This is a genomic window from Streptomyces sp. BE303 (genome assembly GCF_036290945.1).
Taxonomy (GTDB): domain Bacteria; phylum Actinomycetota; class Actinomycetes; order Streptomycetales; family Streptomycetaceae; genus Kitasatospora.
On sequence record NZ_JAQYWZ010000911.1, the window covers coordinates 266,102 to 288,568 of the forward strand.

The 22,467-nt window shown below is 74.2% G+C and carries 17 protein-coding genes; 9 read left to right on the forward strand and 8 right to left on the reverse strand.

What is annotated here, in order from left to right; genetic code table 11:
* Positions 1-509: 509 nt before the first annotated feature.
* Positions 510-953: an ATP-binding protein gene (locus PUR56_RS36750; protein WP_329952146.1), complete on the forward strand. Its 444-nt coding sequence runs from the start codon at positions 510-512 to the stop codon at positions 951-953.
* Positions 954-1,214: 261 nt separating this feature from the next.
* On the forward strand, positions 1,215-3,485 hold the full coding sequence (locus PUR56_RS36755; protein ID WP_329952147.1) for an ATP-binding SpoIIE family protein phosphatase: 2,271 nt from the start codon (positions 1,215-1,217) through the stop codon (positions 3,483-3,485).
* Positions 3,486-3,605: 120 nt separating this feature from the next.
* Here PUR56_RS36755 and PUR56_RS36760 read toward each other — a convergent pair whose 3' ends face one another.
* The 5 genes from PUR56_RS36760 to PUR56_RS36780 form a co-directional block, all read right to left on the reverse strand.
* Positions 3,606-4,667, reverse strand: coding sequence for a DUF2637 domain-containing protein (locus tag PUR56_RS36760; RefSeq protein WP_329952148.1), 1,062 nt, complete (start codon positions 4,665-4,667; stop codon positions 3,606-3,608).
* A gap of 215 nt (positions 4,668-4,882) precedes the next feature.
* Complete coding sequence (locus tag PUR56_RS36765; protein ID WP_329952149.1) at positions 4,883-5,941, reverse strand: (2Fe-2S)-binding protein; 1,059 nt, start codon at positions 5,939-5,941, stop codon at positions 4,883-4,885.
* 209 nt (positions 5,942-6,150) lie between these two features.
* Positions 6,151-6,996, reverse strand: coding sequence for a hypothetical protein (locus tag PUR56_RS36770; RefSeq protein WP_380362149.1), 846 nt, complete (start codon positions 6,994-6,996; stop codon positions 6,151-6,153).
* Positions 6,997-7,193: 197 nt separating this feature from the next.
* Positions 7,194-8,063 carry a hypothetical protein gene (locus PUR56_RS36775; RefSeq protein ID WP_329952150.1) on the reverse strand — a complete coding sequence of 290 codons (870 nt, stop codon included), beginning with the start codon at positions 8,061-8,063 and terminating at the stop codon, positions 7,194-7,196.
* Positions 8,064-8,251: 188 nt separating this feature from the next.
* A complete protein-coding gene (locus PUR56_RS36780) occupies positions 8,252-8,851 on the reverse strand; it encodes a nucleotidyltransferase family protein (protein WP_329952151.1) in 600 nt (199 codons plus the stop codon).
* Between the two features lie 146 nt (positions 8,852-8,997).
* On the opposite strand from PUR56_RS36780, the gene moaA reads away from it, so the two are divergent.
* From moaA to PUR56_RS36795, 3 genes are all read left to right on the forward strand, one after another.
* Positions 8,998-10,071, forward strand: a complete 1,074-nt coding sequence (gene moaA, locus PUR56_RS36785; protein ID WP_329952152.1) for a GTP 3',8-cyclase MoaA — start codon at positions 8,998-9,000, stop codon at positions 10,069-10,071.
* 210 nt (positions 10,072-10,281) lie between these two features.
* Positions 10,282-11,061, forward strand: coding sequence for an HNH endonuclease family protein (locus PUR56_RS36790; protein ID WP_380362158.1), 780 nt, complete (start codon positions 10,282-10,284; stop codon positions 11,059-11,061).
* A gap of 202 nt (positions 11,062-11,263) precedes the next feature.
* Positions 11,264-12,892 carry an alpha/beta hydrolase gene (locus PUR56_RS36795; RefSeq protein WP_329952168.1) on the forward strand — a complete coding sequence of 543 codons (1,629 nt, stop codon included), beginning with the start codon at positions 11,264-11,266 and terminating at the stop codon, positions 12,890-12,892.
* Positions 12,893-13,005: 113 nt separating this feature from the next.
* On the opposite strand, the gene PUR56_RS36800 is transcribed toward PUR56_RS36795, so the two are convergent.
* A complete protein-coding gene (locus tag PUR56_RS36800) occupies positions 13,006-15,675 on the reverse strand; it encodes an ArnT family glycosyltransferase (RefSeq protein WP_329952153.1) in 2,670 nt (889 codons plus the stop codon).
* A 124-nt stretch (positions 15,676-15,799) separates the two neighbouring features.
* On the reverse strand, positions 15,800-16,906 hold the full coding sequence (locus tag PUR56_RS36805; protein ID WP_329952154.1) for an alpha/beta hydrolase: 1,107 nt from the start codon (positions 16,904-16,906) through the stop codon (positions 15,800-15,802).
* Positions 16,907-17,107: 201 nt separating this feature from the next.
* On the opposite strand from PUR56_RS36805, the gene PUR56_RS36810 reads away from it, so the two are divergent.
* Positions 17,108-18,073, forward strand: a complete 966-nt coding sequence (locus PUR56_RS36810) for a hypothetical protein (protein WP_329952155.1) — start codon at positions 17,108-17,110, stop codon at positions 18,071-18,073.
* A 175-nt stretch (positions 18,074-18,248) separates the two neighbouring features.
* Here the strand turns inward: PUR56_RS36810 and PUR56_RS36815 are convergent, their stop codons facing one another.
* The gene (locus PUR56_RS36815; RefSeq protein WP_329881940.1) at positions 18,249-18,884 is read right to left on the reverse strand and encodes a TetR/AcrR family transcriptional regulator; all 636 of its coding nucleotides are present in this window, start codon (positions 18,882-18,884) and stop codon (positions 18,249-18,251) included.
* Positions 18,885-19,211: 327 nt separating this feature from the next.
* Between PUR56_RS36815 and PUR56_RS36820 the strand changes: the two genes are divergently transcribed.
* The 3 genes from PUR56_RS36820 to PUR56_RS36830 all read left to right on the forward strand — a co-directional run.
* The gene (locus PUR56_RS36820) at positions 19,212-20,024 is read left to right on the forward strand and encodes a hypothetical protein (protein WP_329881941.1); all 813 of its coding nucleotides are present in this window, start codon (positions 19,212-19,214) and stop codon (positions 20,022-20,024) included.
* 204 nt (positions 20,025-20,228) lie between these two features.
* A complete protein-coding gene (locus PUR56_RS36825; RefSeq protein WP_329952156.1) occupies positions 20,229-20,651 on the forward strand; it encodes a hypothetical protein in 423 nt (140 codons plus the stop codon).
* A gap of 268 nt (positions 20,652-20,919) precedes the next feature.
* Positions 20,920-22,467 (forward strand): putative Ig domain-containing protein (locus tag PUR56_RS36830; protein ID WP_329952157.1); only part of this gene is annotated, 1,548 nt, incomplete at its 3' end.

Below are 22,467 nucleotides of genomic sequence, written 5' to 3' on the forward strand. Positions count from 1 at the left end.
GGGGTTCCTGGGGGAGCTGGTGAACGTGGTTCCGGAGGGAAGTTAGAACGCCGTTCAAACATCCCGGGTCATTGAACCCGGACCCGGCCACCCTGTCCAGCGTTGCCGCTCGGGCGGCGTTCGGCTCGCCGGGAGCCGCCATCGGGCCCGGCGTGTCGCCGACGCGGCCGGGCGGCGGGCCTCGAAAGCGGACCGTATGCTTCGCAAACCTGTCCGGTGCGGGCAGTTGGATCACGCAGAAAGCCCCGTGCCCCTTTCACCCCAGGTGATCGCCCGTGCACTGTTCCAAATGCCGAAAGGTGGGCATGAGGATGGGTGGTCAGAACCACGGGGCCACCCGACCGGCGGGGGATCCGGCCCGGGGGTCCGGAGCGAGGGCGGGGGCAGGAGTGATGGACGGTCAGTCGCGATTCCCGCGACAGCGGACGGGTTCGGGGGGCGCCTTCCGGCCCACGGGTCACGGCGGTACGGCGACCCCGGCGGGCGCCGGCCCGGCAGGTGCCGGTTCGGTGGGTGCGGCCGGCGCCGCGCTGCAGGGCGTACCGGCACCGGGGTGTGCACTGCACCGCCGGCTCCACCTGGCGGTGGAGGCGGCCGACCTGGTCGCCGTCGGCGCGGTCCGCCGGCGGCTGCGTGCGGCCCTCGGGCACTGGGGGGTGCCGGAGCTGGCCGACACGGCCGAGCTGCTCTCCTCCGAGCTGGTCACCAACGCACTGCAGCACACCAGTCAGGGCGCCGTCTTCGACGCGGTGCTGACCGCCGACCTGCGGCTGCGGATCGAGGTCCAGGACGCCGCCGCCCGGCTGCCCGGTCGCCGTCGCGACCCGGAGGCCGAGTACGCCACCTCGGGGCGCGGGCTGGTGCTGGTCGAGGCGCTGGCCGACTCCTGGGGCGTTCAGCTGAGAGGGGACGGCAAAGTCACCTGGTTCGAGCTGGCCTCGGCCGCGGCCTGACGCGGCCGAACACTGTTCGCTGTCGAACGATGCCCTGAAGTGAAGGGCAAAGCCAAGATTTCCGGCCCGTTGCCATTGCCGCTGGGCCGAACATTGGCCAGGATGGTGGGAATGTGTGTCCACGTGCGAGGAGCGGCGGGGAATTCTCACCTCGACTGACCGTCGCCCGTCGGCACCGAGCCACCGAGCACCACCCATCACACCGCCATGCGGCCCGTCCGGACGGTCGGCGCGGTCCGCCACGGCAGCGGCAGGAGCAGCATGCCCACAGAGCCCGAGTCACCGGGGCCGGCCCTCCCGTCCGGCTCGTCCACGACCGGGTCGGGCCGGACCAGACCCCCCGCCCAGGCGGCCCGGCGGCACGCGCTGCGCACAGCTCCCGGCCTGGCCGCCGGCCGCCTCGCGCCGATGCTCTCCGGTGGCCTGCCGGTCGTCCAGAGCGACTCCACGCCGGACTGGCTGGAACCGGCGATGGCCGCCAACGGCATCGGCTCCTTCGACTGGGACATCCGCCGCGACGTCCTGGAGGGCGACCAGCGGGCCTGCACGATCGTCGGCCTGGACACGGCGGACAAGAGCCGGTTCGACCGCACCTCCGCCTCCTTCCTGGCCCTGCTCCACCCCGAGGACGCCCCCGTGGTGCGCCGCCGCGTCGAGCGCGCCGTCGCCGAGCTGGGCCAGTGCGGCGCCTACTACCGCACGGTCGGCCCCAGCGGCACCATGCGGGCCGTCCGGTTCCGCGGCCGCGTCCTCGCCGACGCCTTCGGCCGTGCCTCCCGGATGGTCGGCTTCGTCTGGGACGCCACCGTCGAGCTGCACAAACGCGACCGCGCCGACCGGATGGCCCTGCTGCGCGAGGAGCGCTCCCGCTTCATCAAGGAGGCCGCCCGCGCCCTCTCCGAGGCCGTCACCGTCCGAGACGTCGCCCGGGTCTTCACCGAACTGCCGCTGCCCGGCCTCCCGCCGGACGGCCTGGTGCTCGCCGCCTTCGAGGCCGGCCGGGTGCAGATCCTCGGCGCCTCCGGCTACCGGGCCGAGGAGCTCGCCGGCTACGACCGCTCGGTGCTGCCGCAGACCCACCCGGCCGCCGAGTCCCTGCGCAACCGCTCGCCGGTCTTCTGCGCCAGTCGCGAGGAGTACCGCGAGCGCTACCCGGAGGTCTGGGAACAGACCCGGCGGACCAGCCGCAGCTCCTGGGCCTTCCTGCCGCTGGTGGCCAGCGGCCGGGCGATCGGCGTCTGCGTGGTCAGCTTCGACGACGACCGCCAGCTGGACGCGGACGAGCGCACCCTGCTCTCCACCCTCGGCGGGCTGGTCGCCCAGTCCCTGGCCCGGGCCCGGCTGCACGACGCCGAGCACGAGCTGGCGGCCGGCCTCCAGCGGGTCATGCTCCCGCGCACCGTCCCCTCGGTGCCCGGCGTCACCACCGCCGTCCGCTACCTGGCGGCCGGCTCCGGCCTGCAGATCGGCGGCGACTGGTACGACGTCGTCCCCCTGCCCGGCGGCCACGTCGGCCTGGTGATCGGCGACGTCCAGGGCCACGACGTGCACGCGGCCGGCATCATGGGCCAACTGCGGATCGCGCTGCGCGCCTACGCCGCGGAGGGCCACCCGCCCGCCGCGGTGATGGCCCGGGCCTCCCGGTTCCTCGCCGACCTCGACACCGACCACTTCGCCACCTGCACCTACGCCGAGGTCAACGTCGACTACGGCGTCGTCTACGCCGTCCGGGCCGGCCACCTCGACCCGGTGGTCCGGCGCGCGGACGGCACCGCGGCCAGCGTGCCGGTGGCCGGCGGACTGCCGCTGGGCATCGCCCCGGACGAGGAGTACCGGGTCACCCGGTTCAGCCTCGACCCGGGCGAGACCGTGCTGCTCTGCACCGACGGACTGGTCGAGTCACGCGGCATGGACCTCGACGAGGGCGTGGCCCGGCTCACCGCGGTGCTCGCCGAACCGCTCGCCGACCCCGCGCGGGCCGGCCGCGACCCGCTGGAGGTCCTGGCCGACCGGATCGCCTCCCAGGCCGCCGACTCCAGCGAGCGCGAGGACGACATAGCGCTTCTGCTGCTGCGCTGGGACGGCCCCGAGGGCGGCCTGGCCGCGCAGCAGCTGCGCCGCCGGATCGGGCAGGCGGACCTCGCCCGGATCTCCGAGGTCCGCGCCGAGCTGCGCGACGCGCTGCGCCGCTGGGGAGTGGCCGAGCTGATCGACACCGCCGAGCTGCTCACCTCCGAGCTGGTCACCAACGCGATCCGGCACACCGACCGCGACGCGATGTTCACCGCCCGGCTCTACCGGGAGCCGGCGGCGGACGGCGGCCGGGCCAGGCTGCGGGTCGAGGTCGAGGACGAGTCGGACCTCTGGCCGACCCGCCGTACGCCGGGCGAGCAGGCCTCCTCGGGGCGCGGGCTGATGCTGGTCGAGGCGCTGGCCGACGGCTGGGGCGTGGAGCCCCGGGGGTCGGGCAAGCGGATGTGGTTCGAGATCACGGCGACGGCGACCGCCGCCGCCGGGGCGACGGCGGGCTGACCGGCGGCCGGGCCGTCGGCGGGCCTGCGCCCGGCGGCGGCCCGGCCCGGGAACCCGTCGGCCCGCGGGCCGACGGGTCGGCCGACCCGTGGGTTCGCGGGCGCGCAGCTCCCCGGCGCCTCAGCCGAACTGCTGTTCCAGGTCCTTCAGCTTGCGCTCCAGCGAGTCCAGCCGGGGCAGGGCCACGGTGTCCTCCTCCGTCGTCAGGTCGATGGTGCGCCGTTCCGGGCGGGCCGGGAGGCCCGGTTGCGCCGGTGCCCCCTCGGCGGCCGCGCCCTCGACCGCTCCGGCCCCGTCGGTGCCGCCGGGGCCGCCGGGGCCGCCCGCTATGGCGGACTCCGGGCCGGGTTCCAGCTGCCGGGCCCCCGACGACGAGCCGCCGCTGCGCTGGCGCCAGACACTGTGGGTGCGGTTGATCGCCCGGATCTCGGCCCGCTCGCGACGTCCGGCGAGTTTGCGCCGCTCCTTCTCCAGGGCGTTCTCGCGCTTGTCCTCGCGGACCTCGTCGACCGCCTCGTCCAGGCTCCGCACGCCCTCCAGCAGCATCAGGGACCAGGCCGCGTAGGTCTCGCGCGGAGCGCGCATCCAGCGGACGATCCGGATCTGCGGCAGAGGGCGGGGGACCAGTCCCTGCTCGCGCAGGGCGGCCCGGCGGGTCTGTTTGAGGGCCCGGTCGAACAGCACGGCGGCCGAGAGCGACATCCCCGCGAAGAACTGCGGGGCGCCGGCGTGGCCGAAGCCGCGCGGGGCGTGCACCCAGTTGAACCAGGCCGAGGCGCCCGCGAAGAGCCAGACCAGCAGGCGGGAGCCGAGCGCGGCGTCGCCGTGGCTGGCCTCGCGGACGGCGAGTACGGAACAGAACATCGCCGCGCCGTCGAGACCGAACGGGACCAGGTACTCCCACCCGCCGGAGAGGTTGAGGTTCTGCACCCCGAAGCCGACCAGCCCGTGGAAGGACAGCGCGGCGGCGACGGCCGCGCAGCAGAACAGCAGCGTGTACGAGGCCCCGCCGTACAGGGACTCCTTGCGGCGGCGGCGTTCCTCGGAACGCTCCCAGGAATCCTGGCCACCCGATCCGGTGGTGGATCCCCGACTCCGGACCAGGGCCACCAGCAGGGCGCTGACCAGCAGCACCGCAACGCCGGTGACGGCCCAACCAAGCGGTATGTCGGACAATTTCATCGCCTGGACCAGCCTCGCTTTCCTGCGTCGCAATTCCTGCGTCGTGATGGCGGGGACCATCATGACCGATGCTCGGCCCGAGAATGGCTGATTTGCCGTCAATGCGCTGACGAGAGGGATTTCTGGCGGGGGATAAGTCGCATCGTCATATGAATTCCGGGCGGGTGTCTCCCGGAATTCCGCCCCCGACCCGTTCCGCGCCGGGAGGAGTGCCGTCAACCTCGCGTGACGCGGGGACAGCCCGCGCACATCGCCTCGGCCTCGACGGTGTACACGAGGCAGCAACTGGCCCGGCAGCGGTCGAAGTGCACTGCGGAGCCGGACGCGGGGCCGGTGAATCCGGCGCCCGGCGTGAAGGGCGCGCACTCCGGCGCCGGGCGCGCGTCCTGTAGGCCCGGCGCGAGCAGCGCGGACAACTCGGCCCGGGCGCGCTCCTCCTCGCCGAACAGCCCGGCGGCGTGCCAGAGGCTCTCGACCGCGGCGTCCGTCGCCATCGCCCAGAGCGTGCGCGGACCGCGTCGCACCTCCGGCCGGAAGGCCGCCAGCAGCGGGGTCAGGAAGTCGGCCAGGGCGATGCGCAGTTCGCCGGCCAGCGCCGCCTCGTCGGGCACCGTGCGGGCGGTGTGACGGCGCACGGCGCACGGCGTCTCGGCCGCCGTGCCCGCCGTGCCCGGCGCTTCCGGTCGGGCCGTCGCGCCGCCCGGGGCGGCCGCCGGGTCGTCGGGCAGGCAGACGAAGGCGCCCGGACGGACCGTCAGCTCGCCGGTGCGGCGACGGATCGAGATGTCGGCGGGGGTGAGCAGCGGCACCCGGCGCTCCAGGAACCACGGCAGGGTGAACAGCAGCGAGACCGGCCAGACGAAGCGGTGCAGGCCGAACCCGGCGGCCACGTCCGGACGCAGTGGCCGCCCGTACCGGGCCAGGCCCTGCCGGGCGTCGTGGGCGATCAGTTCGCGCAGTGCCTCCGGGTGGGTCAGGAGGTCGGCCCCGGCGATCCAGCCCCGGCCGGTGCGCGGCGGGGCGCAGTGCACCCGGAGTGCCGGCAGGAGCTCGCCGAGCCGCCGGTAGGCCGCGGCGCCCGGGGCGGTGCTGCCCGGGGCTGCGGCGCCCGGGACGGTGGTGCCCAGGACGGCGGTGCTGTCGGCTCCCGGGTCGGTGCAACCCGCAGCGCCGGGTGCGGTGGTGACGGGCCGTGACGGCGGTAGGGCGAGTGCCGCTTCGACGGCGGCGGAGGCGCGCGGCGCGGGGCCGGGCCGGGTGCTGCTCACGGTCATGGTGCGGGCCCCATCGGGTCGACCGGAGCCCGTGCCGGACCGCCCGGTCCCGCGCCCGGCGGGGGCGTCCGTCGTCGAAGCACCCCGGGTGCCCTCGCCGTCGTTGCGCCCTGCGTCCGGGCCCGGCCGGACGTAGGCCTGGCGGAGCCCGGGAACGGCAAGGCGAACCTGGCCGGGTCACTGCTCGACCCGGCCAAGTTAGGCTCACCTTAGCTGATCGGTCCCTGGGCCTGCCTTCCGATGCGTCCGTCCGGGGGAGCGCCCGGCGTGCGCGCCGCGCTCAGCTGGCGCGCGAGCCAGACCGGAACACCCCCGAGCGCCTTCACCAGCCGGGCCGCCTCCGCCCGGAGCCGGGCGGCCTCGGCCGGTTCGGAGACCTCGGCCAGCGCCGCCAGCGCGGGCGCCACCCCGACCGTGAAGCCCAACTGCTCGCGGAGCCGGAGCGAGGCCTCGAACCCCTCGCGGGCCCGCTCGCGGTCGCCTGCGGCCAGGGCCAGGGCCGCCAGGTGCCGCCAGGTGGAGGAGCGCAGCAGGTCGTCCCCGCGCTCGCCCGCGCCGTCGTGCGCCCGGCGGTAGGCGATCCAGGCCGCCGTCGGGTCGCGCAGCAGGTTCTCCGCGACCAGCCCCCGCCGGAAGTCCAGCAGCGGACGGCCCGGTGCGTCCGGCGGCAGCAGCGCGGACGTGCGCCCGAGCGCCGCCTGTGCCTCGTCGAGCCGGTCCCGCGCACTCAGCACGCTGGCCGCGTACGCCAGGAAGCCGCGTGCGCAGGCCGCCGCCGCGCGCTGTTCGGTGGAGGTCGCCCCGGCCTCGGCGAGCCGCAGCGCCTGTTCCGCCTGGGACCAGTTCGCTGCGGTGAACAGGCATTGTTCGATCAGGAGTTCGGCTCTGGCCAGCGCCGCTGTCGGATCTCGTTCGGCGGCCGGGCGTAACAGCTCCGCGGCCTCCCGCCAGCACGCCCGGGACCGCAGCCGCCACACGGTGTCCCCCGGCTCTTGGGGTGCGGTCGCCCGCCCCCGCCCGTCCCGGCCGCTCGGGCCCCATCCGTGCTCCGACAACGCCACCTCCTTGTGCGCGCCATCCAGCAGGACGCGGACCCTGCCCCTCGTGGCATGACACGCCCCCGGGCCCGCGCTGTGGCGGCAATTCAACACGGGGGCGAGCTTGTGCACCAGATCACGAGCGGAGGTTGTTGCGCTCGGGCGGGTTTTCGTCTAAACGATCAGCGGTCGGCGGGTCGGGTCCGAACGGGGGCTCAGGACGTCCAGCCGGTCTCCATCAGGGCCTCGGCGGCGCCGTTGGCGGGCTGCGGCACCCCCGCCAGGTCCAGGCTGAACAGGGCCACCAGCAGTTGCTCCCCGCGCACCGTGGCCTGGTGCGAATAGCCCGCAAGAGTGAACATCGCGGCGGCCATCTCCTCGGCGTGCAGGGTCTGCAGCCAGAGGCACTCCACCGACTTCACGTCCGCCGGTTCGGTCCAGGTGTCCACCTGGGCGACCATCCGGCTGCCCAGCAGCGTCACCCCGTCGCGCTCCTGAGCCTCGGTCAGCTCCAGGTCGTCGAAGCCCAGCCACTCCAGGTAGCGGGCGGCGGTGAACACCGCGTCCTGCGAGGTCCGCACCGGGTGCGGACGGAACGGCGCCCGCCGCCGCCACGGCGTGGCGGGGCCGCTCGCCCCTGCGGCCGGCGCCGGGGCGGGCGGCGCGTCCAGCGGCTGGGTCGGCCGCGCCGGGTACGGGTGGGAGGCGCGGGGTCCGGCGGCGGTGCCCAGCGGCCCGGTGGACGCGCCGCCGCCCAGCCGGGTGGTGCGGTCCACCGGGAGCCGGACGGTGGCCCCGCAGTTGCAGGTGAACTCGGGCTGCGGCCACTGGTCGGAACGGCCGCAGTGCGGGCAGCGCATGTTCAGCCAGGAGTCCTCCCAGGACCGGAACCGCACCTGCACCGGCACGCCCCCGCGCAGCAGCGGCACCTTCAGCGAGGCTCCGCACGGGCAGGGCAGCGACGGCGGCTCGTACAGGTGCTCGCGCCGGCAGGCGGGGCAGCGGATCGCCCGGGCGCCACCCCCGGTCCCCGGCCCGCGGCCGGCCGGGTCGTGTCCGGTGAAGTCGTCGGGCAGTCCGGCCATCGCGGGCACCGTCCGTTCGAATCGGGGAGGAGGGACGGGTCCCATGCTCCCCGAAACCCGCGGACCGCGGCGCGGAATGAGGCAATCCTCAGGGAGGAATCAGGGGTGTGCGCTCGATTCCTCGGCGGGGAGGAGGAGGGCGGTTCCACCCCGGAGGGGGATCCGTTCGAAGAAGAGCGGTACCCGCGTCACCCCGCACCCCAACGGGCGAGGTCGGCAGGCGTGTCCAGGTCGTCCGGAGTGGCGACATCGGCGCACTCGACGAGCGTGATCTCCTCGGCGTGCGCCGCCAGCAGAGCCCGCGCGCCCGCGTCCCCGACCGCCCCCGCCGTCACCTCGGCGAAGTACCGGGCCCCGATCAGCACCGGGTGCCCCCGCCGCCCGCCGTACGCCGCCGCGGCCAGCTCCGCGCCCGCCCGGTGGGCCGCCAGCAGCCGGGCCACGGCCGCCGCGCCCACCCCCGGCGTGTCCACCAGCATCACCAGCACGGCCCGGGTCGGCGACGGCAGCGCGGCCATCCCGGCCCGCAGTGAGGAGCCCATGCCGGACTCCCAGTCCGGGTTGGCCACCAGCCGGCAGCCCGGAAGGTGCGCCGTCGACCGGACCCGCTCCCCGGCCGCGCCCAGCACCACCGTCACCTCCCGGCAGCCGCCGGCCCGCACCGCCGCCACCGCGTGCTCCACCAGCGGCCGTCCCCGGTACGGGACCAGTGCTTTCGGCCGCCCGCCCAACCGTCGCCCGCCGCCCGCCGCCAGGACCAGCGCGGTGACCGCGTCCTCGTTCTGCATGCGTCCAGCCTGCCTGTCCGGCAGGGCGGCCCGCAGCCCCGGCGGGTGACCCTTGGACGAAGCCACAACCGGGGCGGGTGCCGGGCGCCCGCGGCCCGGCGGTTCGGCCGCTGGAGTTTCCGCGCCGACCCCCCTGTACTGGGCCGATGAACTCCGCACCGCGCCCGCTGGTGGACCGCTTCGGCCGGGTCCACACCGACCTGCGGGTCTCCCTCACCGACCGCTGCAACCTGCGCTGCACCTACTGCATGCCGGCCGAGGGCCTCGCCTGGCTGCCCGGGGCCGAGCTGCTCGGTGACGACGAGGTGGTCCGGCTGGTGCGGATCGCGGTGCGCCGGCTCGGGATCAGGTCCGTCCGCCTCACCGGCGGCGAACCGCTCCTCCGGCGCGGCCTGCCCGGCCTGGTCCGGCGGATCGCCGCGCTCGGACCCGAGGTGTCCCTGACCACCAACGGCATCGGACTGGCCCGCACCGCCGCGGAGCTGAAGTCCGCCGGGCTGCACCGGGTCAACGTCAGCCTGGACACCCTGCGGCCCGAGCGGTACGCCGCGATCACCCGCCGCGACCGGATCGCCGACGTGTTCGCGGGCCTGGCCGCCGCGCGGGACGCCGGCCTCGCCCCGGTCAAGGTCAACGCGGTGCCGGTGCGCGGCGTCAACGACGACGAACTCGTCCCGCTGGTGGAGTTCGCCGCCGAGCACGGCTACCGGATGCGGTTCATCGAGTCCATGCCGTTGGACGCCCAGGGCGCCTGGGACCGGGCCCGGATGGTCACCGCCGACGAGATCCTGGCCGCGCTCGGTACCCGTTGGGAGCTGCTGCCGACCGGCCGGGCCGCCGGGGCGGAGGGGACGGGGCCCGCCGGGGCCGGTCGGCGCGGCACCCCGCCGGCGGAGGAGTGGCGGATCGCCGGGACGGACACCGTGGTCGGCGTGATCGCCTCGGTGACACGGCCGTTCTGCGGCGGCTGCGACCGCGTCCGGCTCACCGCCGACGGACAGTTGCGCAACTGCCTCTTCGCCACCGAGGAGTCGGACCTGCGCGCACTGCTCCGCGAGGGGGACGGCGGCGGTCACGGGGGCGGCGGTGGGGACGACGAAGGTGACGCCCGCATCGAGGCCGCCTGGCGCGCCGCGATCGCCGGGAAGGGGCCGGGCCACGCCATCGGCGCCGCCGGGTTCGTCCGGCCGGCGCGCCCGATGTCGGCGATCGGCGGCTGAGCGGCACCGGCCCCGGCCGGCGGGTTCGGCCCCTGCCGTGTCGACGGTGCGGGCGTCGCCTGCGTGGTCCGCGCCGGCCCTTCCGGGCGCGACCTTCCGGGTGTGACCTTCGACATGATCGAAATGCTCCGTGTTGTGCCCCCTTGACCGGGTGTGGGGCGGCTGGTCTGCTGGTGCGCCGTCAGTCGCCCGCCACCTGGGGAGTCCTCCGTGCCCGCCCGTCGCACCGCTCTGTCCGCCGCCACCGTCTTCCTGATATCCGCCCTGGCGCTGACCGGCTGCTCCGGCGCCGGGAAGCGGGCCGCCGACGCGGCCTCCGCGGGGGCGGGATCCCCCGGGGCGGCGGGCGCCGCCGGCCCGGGCACCAGCCCGCTGCAGAACCCCGACGGCACCAAGCCCGGTCTGGGGCCGCTGACTTCGCCCGAGGAGCTGAGCGCCGGCCGGGAGCTGATAGCCAGGGTGGCCACCGCCAGGACCGGCTCGAAGGACGGTTACGACCGCGACGAGTTCGGCCCGGCCTGGACCGACAACGTGGACGGCGTCCCCGGCGGCCACAACAAGTGCGACACCCGCAACGACCTGCTGGCCCGGGACGGCACGGCGGTCGAGCGCAAGGACGGGTCGTCCTGCGTGGTCACCTCGATGACCATCCACGACCCGTACACCGGCAGGACGGTGCAGTGGTCCAAGCAGCAGGCCTCGAAGATACAGATCGACCACGTGATGCCGCTCTCCTACGACTGGCAGATGGGTGCGGCCACGTGGGACAAGGCCAAGCGGGTGCAGATCGCCAACGACCCGCTCAACCTGATCCCGGCCGACGGCTCGCAGAACGCCTCGAAGGGCGACTCCGGCCCGTCCGCCTGGCTGCCCGCCGCGCCGGAGATCCGGTGCGCGTACGCGGTGCGGTTCGCGCAGGTGTCGTTGAAGTACCGGCTGCCCGTCACGGAGGCGGACAAGACGGCCATGCTGCAACAGTGCGGCGGATGACGGGAGCTGATGAGCCGTGGCCGGCCGGTCGGGCGGTCGAGCGGCGGCCCGGCCGGGCGCGTGACCGCTGAGCGGCAGGTGCGTGGCTGAGGAAACGATTCCTCTTGGTTCGCCGGACTTTGTCCCAGCGCCACGGACGCCGGAGGGTGGGGGCGAGATGATCAGTGTGATGACCGGATGATATTCGTGTGCGGTGCACTCGATGATCACCCGGTTCTCCCGCGGCGCCCTTCCCGCCGTCGCCGTAGCCGCCCTGCTGGCAGGCTGCACCAGTTCGGCCGGATCCACCGACGCGGCCTCCGGCACGCCGTCCCCCGTCGTGACCGCGACGCCGACCCCGGCGGACACCCCCAGCCCCACGCCGACCCCGACCCCGACGGTCAAGCCCACGGGCCAGGCGGATCCGGCACTCCAGCCGTTCTACGGTCAGCAACTCGGCTGGGCGGCCTGCAAGGACGACCCGAAGACCGACAAGCTCGACGAGTCGGCGGTGCAGTGCGCCACCCTCAAGGTGCCGCTCGACTACGCCAACCCGGCGGGCGACACCATCGACGTCGGGATCGTCCGCAGCCCCGCCGGCAAGCCGGACCAGCGGATCGGCTCCGTCCTCGTCAACCCCGGCGGTCCGGGCGGCTCCGGCGTCGGCTTCCTCCAGCGCAACCCCAAGCAGTTCCAGGGCGCCGTGGGCGAGCGCTACGACACCGTCAGCTTCGACCCGCGCGGCGTCGGCCTCACCGCCCCGGTGAACTGCCTCGACGACAAGGCCCGCGACGGCTGGGTCACCACCGACGCGCTCGGCGTCGACCACGGCAAGGTCCTCGCCGACGCGTGCCAGGCCAAGTACGGCAAGGTGCTGCCCTTCCTCGGCACCCGCAACACCGTCCGCGACATGGACGTGCTGCGCGGCGCGCTCGGCGACCAGAAGCTGACCTACTTCGGTCTCTCCTACGGCACGTACGTCGGCGCCCTCTACGCGGAGGAGTTCCCGGACCGCGTCGGCCGGCTCGTCCTCGACGGCGCCGTGGACCCGTCCATGCCGCTGCTCCAGCACAACATCGCCCAGTACGCGGCCTTCGAACGCTCCTTCAAGGACTTCTCCGCGGCCTGCGCGAAGAAGGACCAGTGCCCGATGGGCAAGGACCCGGCCAAGGCGGCCGAGAAGCTCGCCGACTTCCTCGACAGCCTCAAGCAGAAGCCGCTCACCACGGCGAGCGGGCGCACCCTCACCGCCAACGCGGCCTGGGTCGGCATCATCGACGGGCTCTACGGCGGCCAGCCGAGCTGGGACTCCCTGCGCAACGACATCGGCTGGGCGATGCTCCGCGGCAAGGGCGACTACCTGCTCGCCCGCGCCGACAGTTCCAACCGTCGCGACAAGGACGGGCACTACATCGTCTCCGCCGACGCCTACACCGCGATCCACTGCGCCGACGGTGCGACCAACGTCGCCGCCGGCGCCGAGCTGGAGGCCGCGTACGCCGACCTGGCCGCCAAGGCCCCGCTGATCACCCGGCACGAGCCGGACACGGCGCTGTTCGACCCCGACTGCCGGACCTGGGCCTTCCGTTCGGCCGAGAAGGCGCACCCGATCGCCTCGAAGAGCGCGTCCACCATCGTCGTGGTCGGCTCCACGGGCGACGCGGCCACGCCGTACGCCTCGGCGGAGAAGCTCGCCGCCCAGCTGGGCAACGCCGTCCTCCTGACCCGCGACGGCGACGGGCACACCGGCTACGGCTGGAGTGCGTGCATCCGCACCTCGGTGGACGCCTTCCTGCTCGACGGCACGGTGCCCGCCGCCGGGACGCGTTGCGCGACCGACACCGCGGGATGACCTGATCCGACGCGCGCGCGGGGCGCGTCACGGCGGCTCGGGATCCGAGTGCCGTGGCGCGCCCCTGCTGTGTCGTGCTCGGTGCCCGCGGGCGCCTTCCGGTGCCCGGTGGGTCAGGAGGTGGGCGGCTGGGTGAGGTCGTAGACGGTCGAGCCGCCGACCGTCCGGGCGGTGTAGTGGCTGGTGACCCAGCTCTCGATCTGTGCGGTCGGCGAATCCGCCGATCCGGGGCCGCTCGGGCCCGCGGTGCCCGCGGTCGGGGCGCCGGGGCCACTGCCGTTGGCGTCCGTGCCGTCGGGCGAAGTGCCGTCAGGTGTCGTGCCGTTCGGGGCCGGGGCGCCTGCGCCCTCGCCGTCCGCGCCCGTACCGCCTGCGCCTGCGCCCGTGCCGACCGTCCGGCCCGGGCCGCCGCTGCCGGCGATGAACCAGTGCACCTTGCCCTCCTTCACGTACTGCTGGAAGGCGCTCAGCGTGAGCGACGGGTCGGTGCTGTTGAAGCCGCCGAGCGCCATCACCGGTACCCCGGAGGCCAGTTGGTAGCTGGCGGCGTTCTGCGAGCCGCTGGTCGCGGCGGCCCAGCGGTAGCGGTCGGCGTCCTGCTTCAGCAGGGCGGCGGCCTCGTCGCTCACCTTGGCACCGTTGAGCAGCCCGCCCATGCCGCCGGGGCCGCCCATGCCGCCGGGGCCGCCCATGACGCCGTAGACCGACTGGCCACCGCCCGGCAGGCCGCCGGTGCCCTGGCCGCCGCCCGGCCGGTTGCCCCGGCCGCCCTGCGGCGGGGTGCCCGGACCCCCGCCCTGGCCGCCGGCCTGCGGGGGAGCGACCTGCTGGCCGTTGATCCAGAACATCCCCTCGCCGCCCGGCCCGCCACCGGGCCCGCGTCGCATCGCGCCCGGTCCGAACCCGCCCGCGACCGCCGGGCCGGCCGTCACGATCGAGCCGGTGTGCGCGGTGTTGACGGTGTCCACCGCGTACGCCGCCGGACCGCCCAGCGCCGCCGCGGCACCCGCCAGACCGGCCACGGTGGTCAGCCGCCCGGCGAGCCGGTGGCCCTGACGCCCGTTCCTCGGAGCGCCGTTCACGCCGTTCACACCGTGCGCGTCGTCCGCCCCGGGACCGCCGTCGCCGTGCGCGCCGCCGCCCTGTGCGTCCGGCGCGTCCTGTACGCCCCGGGCGCTCTCACGCGGTGCGAGCCGGGCGGCCAGCGGCCCGGCCGCCGCCAGCGCGACCGCCGACACCAGCCCGCCGACCAGCACCGTCCAGCGCAGCCAGGGCAGGAAGTCGGAGCTCCGCCCGAGCAGGACGAACGCCCAGGACACCGTGACCGCCAGCGTCCCGGCCAGGACGGCCGCGTACGGCAGCCGGTGCCGCGCCCGCCAGAGCCCGTCCACGCCCATGCCGACCAGGGCCGCGACCGCCGGGGCCAGCGCCACCGTGTAGTACTCGTGGAAGATCCCCGACATGAAGCTGAAGGTCAGCGCCGTGCAGACCAGCCAGCCGCCCCAGACCAGGAAGGCCGACCGCGCGGTGTCCGTCCGGGCGTACCGGCGGGTCGCCCAGAGGCCGAACAGCAGCAGGACGAGCGCGGCCGGCATCAGCCAGGCGATCTGCCCGCCGATGTTGCCGTCGAACATCCGGGTGATGCCGGTCTCGCCCCAGCCGCCCCCGCCGCGCACGGTCGGAGCGCCGCCGGCGGGCGCCTCCATCCCGGCCGGGAACCGGGCCCGGTTGCCGCCGCCGACGCTGCCGGTCTCGTTGCCGTTGAGCCGGCCGAGGCCGTTGTAGCCGAAGGTGAGGGAGAGGAAGCTGTTGTCCTGCGAACCTCCGACGTACGGGCGGGCCGAGGCCGGTACCAGCTCGACCACCGCCACCCACCAGCCGCCCGCGACCACCATCGCCAGCCCGCCGGCCAGCAACTGCCGGACCCGCCGCCAGAGTCCGGTGGGCGCCACCACCAGGTAGACCACCGCGAAGCCGGGGAGCACCAGGAACGCCTGCAGGGTCTTGGTGAGGAACGCCAGCCCGAACATCGCCCCGGTGAACACCAGCCACCGGGTGCTCGCGGTCTCCGTCGCCCGCACCAGCCCGTACGCGGCCAGGGTGAGCAGCAGCACCAGCAGGGCGTCCGGGTTGTTGAAGCGGAACATCAGCGCCGCCACCGGGGTCAGGGCCAGGGCGACGCCGGCCAGGAGCCCGGCCAACGGGGAGAAGCGGCGGCGCACCGTCGCGTACAGGGTGGCGACGGTCGCGACGGCCATCAGCGCCTGCGGGGCCAGCACCGACCAGGAGGAGAGCCCGAAGACACGGGCCGAGAGCGCCATCGGCCAGAGCGCCAGCGGCGGCTTGTCGACGGTGATGAAGTTCCCGGCGTCCGAGGAGCCGTAGAAGAAGGCCTTCCAGCTCTCGCTGCCGGCCTGCACGGCGGCCGAGTAGAAGGCGTTGGCCCAGCCCGAGGCGGACAGGCCCCAGAGGTAGAGGACGGCGGTCGCGGCCAGCAGCGCGAGCAGGGCGGGCCGGACCCAGCGCGGGTCCTCCGCGCGCCCGCGCCAGGTCCGGGCCGGCAGGGTCCGCAGGCGGTCGGCCCAGGATGCCGGGCCCTTCGGCCCGACGGGCGGCAGCGGGAACTCGGGGTAGAGCGGGGGCTCGGCGGGCCGCGCCTGCGGGACGTCGGCGGCGGGGCCGGCCGGCCCCGTCGGTCCGGCGGGCGGAAGCTGCGGCGGCGGGTAGTTCGCGGCCTCCGGCCAGGGTTCGCCGGCCGGCGGGGAGAAGCTGGTCGTGGTCATGGGCGCTACGTTCGGGCGCCCGGCTGAGAGAAGGGTGAGACGGGGGTGTGAGCCGCCTGTGATCCTCGCGGGATCACTCGTTCGGGCGGTCCGTGCGCGGTGCGCCCGCGCCGTCCGCTACGCCCTAGGCGGGCTGGGGCATCGTCAGGTGCTTGCCCAGCCACTCCAGGGCGGGCGGGATCTCCCTGGTCCAGGTGTGGAAGTTGTGCCCGCCGGTGTCCAGGGTGATGGTGGAGAGCTTGGTCGGCGCCTTGAAGGAGTCGACCATCGCCTGGGTGCCCTCGTAGTTGTTCTCGTCGTAGCTGGTGGCGAGCAGCAGGGCGACGGGCTCGGCGGGCTTGTTCTTCAGCCGCCAGACGAGGTCGTTCTCCTGCTTCAACCGGTCGTTGCCGCCGAACAGGTCGCCGGTGGTCTCGTCGATCGGCGCGGTGTAGTAGCCGGAGAGCGAGATCGCCGCCCGGTAGGCGTCGGGCTTGCGCAGCGCGAACTTGAGCGCGCAGTAGCCGCCGGTCGAGTTGCCGATCACCGCGCGGTTGGCCGGGTCGGTGCCGATCCGGTAGTTGCCGGCCAGGGCCTTCGGCAGGTCGCTGGTGAAGAAGGTCTCCACCTGCGGGCCGCCGGGGACGTCCATGCACTCGGTGTCCCGGTTGCCGACCAGCGTCGGGCGCATCAGCACCAGGACGGTCGGCGGCAGCTTCTTCTCCTCGATCGCGGTGAGGGCGGACGCCGGGTACTGCATCAGCGTGATGAGCTTCTCCGCCGAGCCGGGGTAGCCGGCCAGCACCAGGGCCATCGGGAACTTCCGCTGCGCGTACTCCGGCTGGAAGTACTGCGGCGGCAGGTAGACGTAGGCGTCGCTGCTCAGGCCGCTCGCGGTTCCCCTGACGGCGACCTCCTGGATCAGCCCGGAGCGGTCGCGGGCCGAGCCCTGCGCCGAGTACATGCTCTTCTCGCCGGTGACCGAGAGGGACGCGGCGGCGTTCGGCTGGTGGTCGACGACCGTGCCGGGCTTGCCGTTGGTGCCCAGCAGGTCGCTCCAGGAGCTGTAGAAGCCGAAGTAGCCGTTGGCGATCAGCCCCATGGCGGCCAGGACCGTGACCTGGGTGGCGAGGAACGCCCCGATCCGCCCCGACCAGGCCCTGAGACCGTTCCCGCCGAATCTCGGCCAGAGCCACATCGTGGCGGCGAAGACGCCGATCGCGACGACGGAGGCGATGATCTGGAGGGGCATTCCCGTGAGGCTCAACACGAGCCGATCGTAGTTGACCCGGAGGTCCGGCCCGCGCGCCCCCTGTGCGCTCCCTGTGAGATTCTGTGCGCTGCCTGTGCGCCCTGTTGACCGCGTCTCATCGGGTCGGGATCATGTGCGCGGGGATTGCAGAGTGCACGGAGCGTGCACGAGAGAGCACCGAGAGAATTCCGGGGGAGCGGCATGAGGTCCGTGACCAAGATCGGCCTGGCGGTCGGTACCGCATTGCTGCTGACGGCCTGTTCCGGCGGCAGCTCGAAGAGCTCCGGCAGTTCGGACGCCGCGGGGGGCCGCACCGAGAGCTCCCGGTCCGCCACTCCCACTCCCACGCCGACCCCCACGCCGACGCCGACTCCCACCAAGCCCCCGTACGGCCCGGTGCTGGCCGGCTACATCGACCCGGTCAACGCCGCCCTGGCCAAGCTCAACCCCGCCGGGAGCCTCGACGCCTTCGCCCTCTCGCTCCAGGAGGCGGCCACCGCGGCCAACTCCGCCAGCAGCGGGCTGAGCCTGTCCGGCGAGCCGGACACCGTCACCACCGTCCGGCGCCAGCTGGTGACCGCGCTCTCCCAGCTGTCCACGGACCTGACGAAGGTGCGCACCGACATCAAGGGGAAGGGCGTCTGCACCACGACCTCGGCCTTCGCCTCGGTCGGCCTCTCCGAGGGCCTCAAGGGGGTGCCCGCCGCGCTCGCCCAGATGACCGCCGCGGGCTACCCGACGACCTTCAACGTCCCGCAGACCCCGCAGCTGCAGGCCCGCTCGCTCGACAACGGCACCATGATCCGCAAGGGCCGCCTGCGCGGCGAGGGCGGGCTGGAGGTCGACAACACGGGTGGCAGCTCCGACTCGGTCGTGACGCTCTCCCAGAACACCAAGGCGGTCCACTCGCTGTACGTCGGCAAGGGGAAGAAGGCGTCGATCGACGGCATCGAGGACGGCACCTACGAGGTCTTCTTCTCCGACGGCGTCGACTGGGACACCTCGCTGAAGATGTTCACCCAGAACTGCTCCTACACGAAGTTCGACGACACGCTGTCCTACGAGACCGGCCGGACGGCCACCACGTGGTCGATCACGCTGACCGCGAAGGTCGGCGGGAACGCCAAGACCAGCGACGTGGACGAGGAGACCTTCCCGCAGCCGTGACCGGGGCTGCCCTCCGCCGGGCCGGCGGAGGGCGCTTCCCCTTCCGGCGTGCTCGGCCGCTCCGCTGCCCGGGCGACTGCCTCCGGTCTGCCCGCCGATCCGTCGTCCGTCTGCCCGGCGGGCTGCCCTCCCACGATCCCGCCCCCCTGCCCCCGCCTCCCTGCCTCCCCGCCCGTCAGGGGGCGAAGGTCGGGAGCAGGGTGCGGGCCACCGTTTCGACCGGCGGGACGAAGCGGTCGGCGTCGTCGCCCAGCAGGTAGTGGTAGAGCGCGCGCTGGTGAGCGGCGCCGATCAGGAGCAGTGCGCCGGTGACCGGGTCGAGCCCGGCGGCGAGGCGTCCGGCCGCCTGGTGGACGCGCAGCGCGTCGCCGACCGGTCGGAGCGCGAGGTGCGGTCCGATCTCGCCGCCGTGCGCCACGAGGAGGTCGCGCAGGGTGCGGCCGGACTGCATGGCGCCGAGGATCGGCATGATCCGCCGGTAGAAGTCCTCCAGCCCGGTGAGCATGGCGGCGAGGTCGGCCTGGAGGTCCGGGTCGCCGGCCGGACCGCCGTCCGCCGGCGGCGCGGGCCGTTCGCCGAGGACGGCGGTGGTGTCGGCGAACACCGGCAGGTACTGTCCGATGACGGCCTGGATCAAGCCGCGCCGGTCGCCGAAGTGGTAGAAGATGCTCGACTCCGCGACGCCCGCGCGGTGCGCGATCTCCTTGGTGGACAGCGCCAGCCCGGCGTCCCCGAGCATCTCTCCGGCGGCCCTGAGCACCGCTTCCCGCGCCCCCGTCGAGGGGCGGCCCCGCCTCGCTGCCTGCGCCACTGCGGCTCCTCCGATGGTCGTCGGCCCGTCCTGGCCGAAGTCTCTTGCGAGCGATGACTCGGCTCGGGGAGAGGTTAATTAAATGATGAATCACTGGTGGGATCGACACGGCAGGTAGTCCGACTCGAAAGGGTTCGTCCACGATCCCGCCGGCGCCCTCGCGGACCCGGGACCTCCGCGCGCACCCACGAGCACCCGCTCCCCGGTGCCTCGCCGGGGCCTCCCCGGCGCCCCATCGGCGCGGCCGGGCGTGCCGGCCGTCGAGCCGCGCGGCGGCGCCCGCCGGGGCACAACTCCGTTGTCGGTGGCGTGTGCCAGACTCCGCGCATGGCCCTCGAACCGCTCTCCTCCCTCACCCTTGCCGCCTGGCGCCGGCTCGACCTCGCCACCGCCACCCGCCTGGCCGCCCGCGCGGCCGACGTGGTGGGCGGTCGACCGGAGCAGGTCGAGACGGTCGAACACCTGGGCGCGCCGCTGCACCGGGTGCTGGTCGAGCGCGGGGAGCGGCTGTTCGCGCTGGTGCCGGGTGGCCGGGTCACGGTCGGGTTCGACCTGGCGGCGTGGCAGCCGTCGGCCGAACTCCTCGACTGTTACCGGGAGGAGAGCGTCAGTCAGGGCTTCGGTCTCGACGACGACCTCCGGCTCCACCTCGCCCGGTACCTCAGCCCGCACCGGACCGTGACCGTGCCGACGCTGCTGATGGCCGTCGAGGACGAGGACCTCGTCGAGCCGCTCGCCGACACCCCGGCGGCGCTGGCCGCGGAAGGGCTGCGGCTCCCGCACCCCGACGAGTGGGAGCACGCGTGCGGCGCCGGCGCCGGGACGCTCTTCCGCTGGGGCGACGAGTTCCCGCTCGACCGCGGCCCGTACCAGGACGACACCGGCCCGCACACCGGGCCGAACGCCTTCGGGCTGCGGATCGCCTACGACACCTACCGGTCCGAGATCACCAGCGACCCGGGCGCGATCCACGGCGGCGACGGCGGCGAGTCGGTCTGCGGCGGGTACGGCATCGTCCTGGAGTGGCTGCCCCTCGCCACGGCCAACCGGAACACGGAGCTGGCCGCGCTCGTGTACGGGCCGGACGACACGGGCATGGGCGACGAGCTCTCGACCCGGCCGGTCCTCGACCTGCGCTGAGCGCGGCCGGGCCGCCGGCCCCGGCTGCTCCCGGCTCGTCCTCGAACGGCGGGACGGGCCAACGCGGTCCGGCCCGGCCCGGCCCGGCCCGGCGCGGCACGGCCGTCGACCGGTGTCGGGTGCCGGTCGGTGCCGAGTGCCGTCGCCGACCTCGATCGTGGCGATGCGGCGGACACGCGGTCCGGGTTTTGCTTCACTGGGAGGGTGAGCGTACTCACCGACCTGGCGCTCACCGGCGCCGTGGCCCTCGCGGCCGGATGGATCGTCGAGCGCAGGCATCTCGTGCGCGCCCGGAAGCTCGCCGGGGGCGCGACCGCCCGAGTGATGTGCATGGTCAGGAACCCTCCTCAGGAGGAGCGTTGGCGCACCGGTCGGCTGCTGATCGGGCCGGACGGGGTGGTCTGGAGGCCGGTCCGCGGGCGAGCCGGCGCGAGGCCGCTGCCGACGGGACTGCGGAAGGTCGGGATGCGGCGGACGACCTGGCGCGAACGGGTCCGGATCCGATCCGACGCGGTGGTCGTCGAGTTCGCGTCCGAGGGCGGTGAGCGCGGCGAGGGCGGCGCCCTGGAGGTGGCGTTGATGCCGTATGACGTGGCCTACGTGGTGACGGCTCTGACGGGGGAGTGAATTCCGAGGCCGGGCTGTCGGCCTGATCGCCGGCCCCGGTCGTCGGTGGCGAGCGGGCCAGAGCGGGCCGGAGCGGGGCCTCGCGGTGTCCGGGGCGGGGCGGGCGGTGCGCCTGCGGGCGCTTCCGGGCGCCTCCCCACGCCCCTGGGCGGATCCGGGCGGGCGAATTCCGTACGCATGGTTGACCGATTGAAGTGGGCATGGCACTTTCGTGCGGCGCGGGCGTCCGCAACCGGTCGTACGCCCCGCATCCCCCACAAGGAGAGCCATGTTCAAGAGACTTGCCGCCGCGTCCGCCGCGGGCGCAGTCGTCGCAGGGGTTCTGACCTGCGTCACTGCCACCCCCGCGCAGGCGGTACAGGCCGGTGACCTGACGTCCACCATCGCACTGAGCAACTGCTCCGCCTCGCTCGTGCGTTACCCCTCCTCGGTGGACACCGACCGCGCCCTCATGCTCACCAACGGCCACTGCCTGCCGACCATGCCGACGGCGGGCCAGGTCATCCAGAACCAGAGCGCCAGCCGCAGCGGCACGCTCCTCAACGCGTCGGGCGGCTCGCTCGGCACCGTGCAGGCGGACAGGATCCTGTACGCGACGATGACCGGCACGGACGTCGCCCTGTACCAACTCACCGACACCTTCGGGTCGATCACCTCCAAGTTCGGCGCGACGGCGCTGACCGTCAGCGACACGCACCCGGTCGACGGCTCGGCGATGTTCATACCGTCCTCGTACTGGAAGCAGACCTGGAACTGCTCCATCAACGGGTTCGTCGGCACGCTGCGCGAGGACGAGTGGACCTGGCGCGACTCGATCCGCTACAGCTCCGGCTGCAACACCACGCACGGCACCTCCGGTTCGCCGATCGTCGACGCCGCGACCAAGAAGGTCGTCGGCATCAACAACACCGGCAACGACGACGGCCAGATGTGCACCATCAACAACCCCTGCGAGGTGGCGGCCGACGGCACCACCAAGGCCGTCAAGGGCCAGAGCTACGGGCAGGAGACCTACTGGTTCACCACCTGCCTCGGCACCGGGCGGGTCATCGACCTCAACGTCAGCGGGTGCCTGCTGACCAAGCCCGCGGGCAGCGGCACCGTCTCGGTGGCCAACCCGGGCAACCAGTCCACCGCGGTGGGCGGTTCGGCGAACCTGCAGATCCAGGCGAGCGGCGGATCCACCCCCTACACCTACACCGCCACCGGTCTGCCGGCCGGCCTGTCGATCAACGCCTCCACCGGCGTGATCAGCGGGACCGCGACGACGGCGGGCACGTACAACGTGACCGTGACGGCGAAGGACTCGGCGAACAAGACCGGCAGCACCGCCTTCGGCTGGACCGTCAACGGCGGTGGCGGCACCTGCACCCCGGCGCAGCTGCTCGGCATCGCGGGCTTCGAGACCGGCACCGCCGCACCCTGGACCACCTCCAGCGGCGTCGTCGACAAGTCGGCCTCGCAGGCCCCGCACGGCGGCACCTGGAAGGCGTGGCTGAACGGCTACGGCTCCACCCGCACCGACACGCTCGCCCAGACGGTGACCGTCCCGGCCGGCTGCAGGGCCACGCTGAGCTTCTACCTGCACATCGACACCGGTGAGTCCGGCTCGACCGCCTACGACAAGCTGACGGTCTCGGCGAACGGTACGGCGCTGAAGACGTACTCGAACGCCGACGCGGCCTCCGGCTACCAGCTGCGCACCTTCGACCTCTCGGCCTACGCGGGCCAGTCGGTGACGATCAAGTTCACCGGCACCGAGGACGCCTCGCTGCAGACCAGCTTCGTGATCGACGACACCGCGATCGCCACGAGC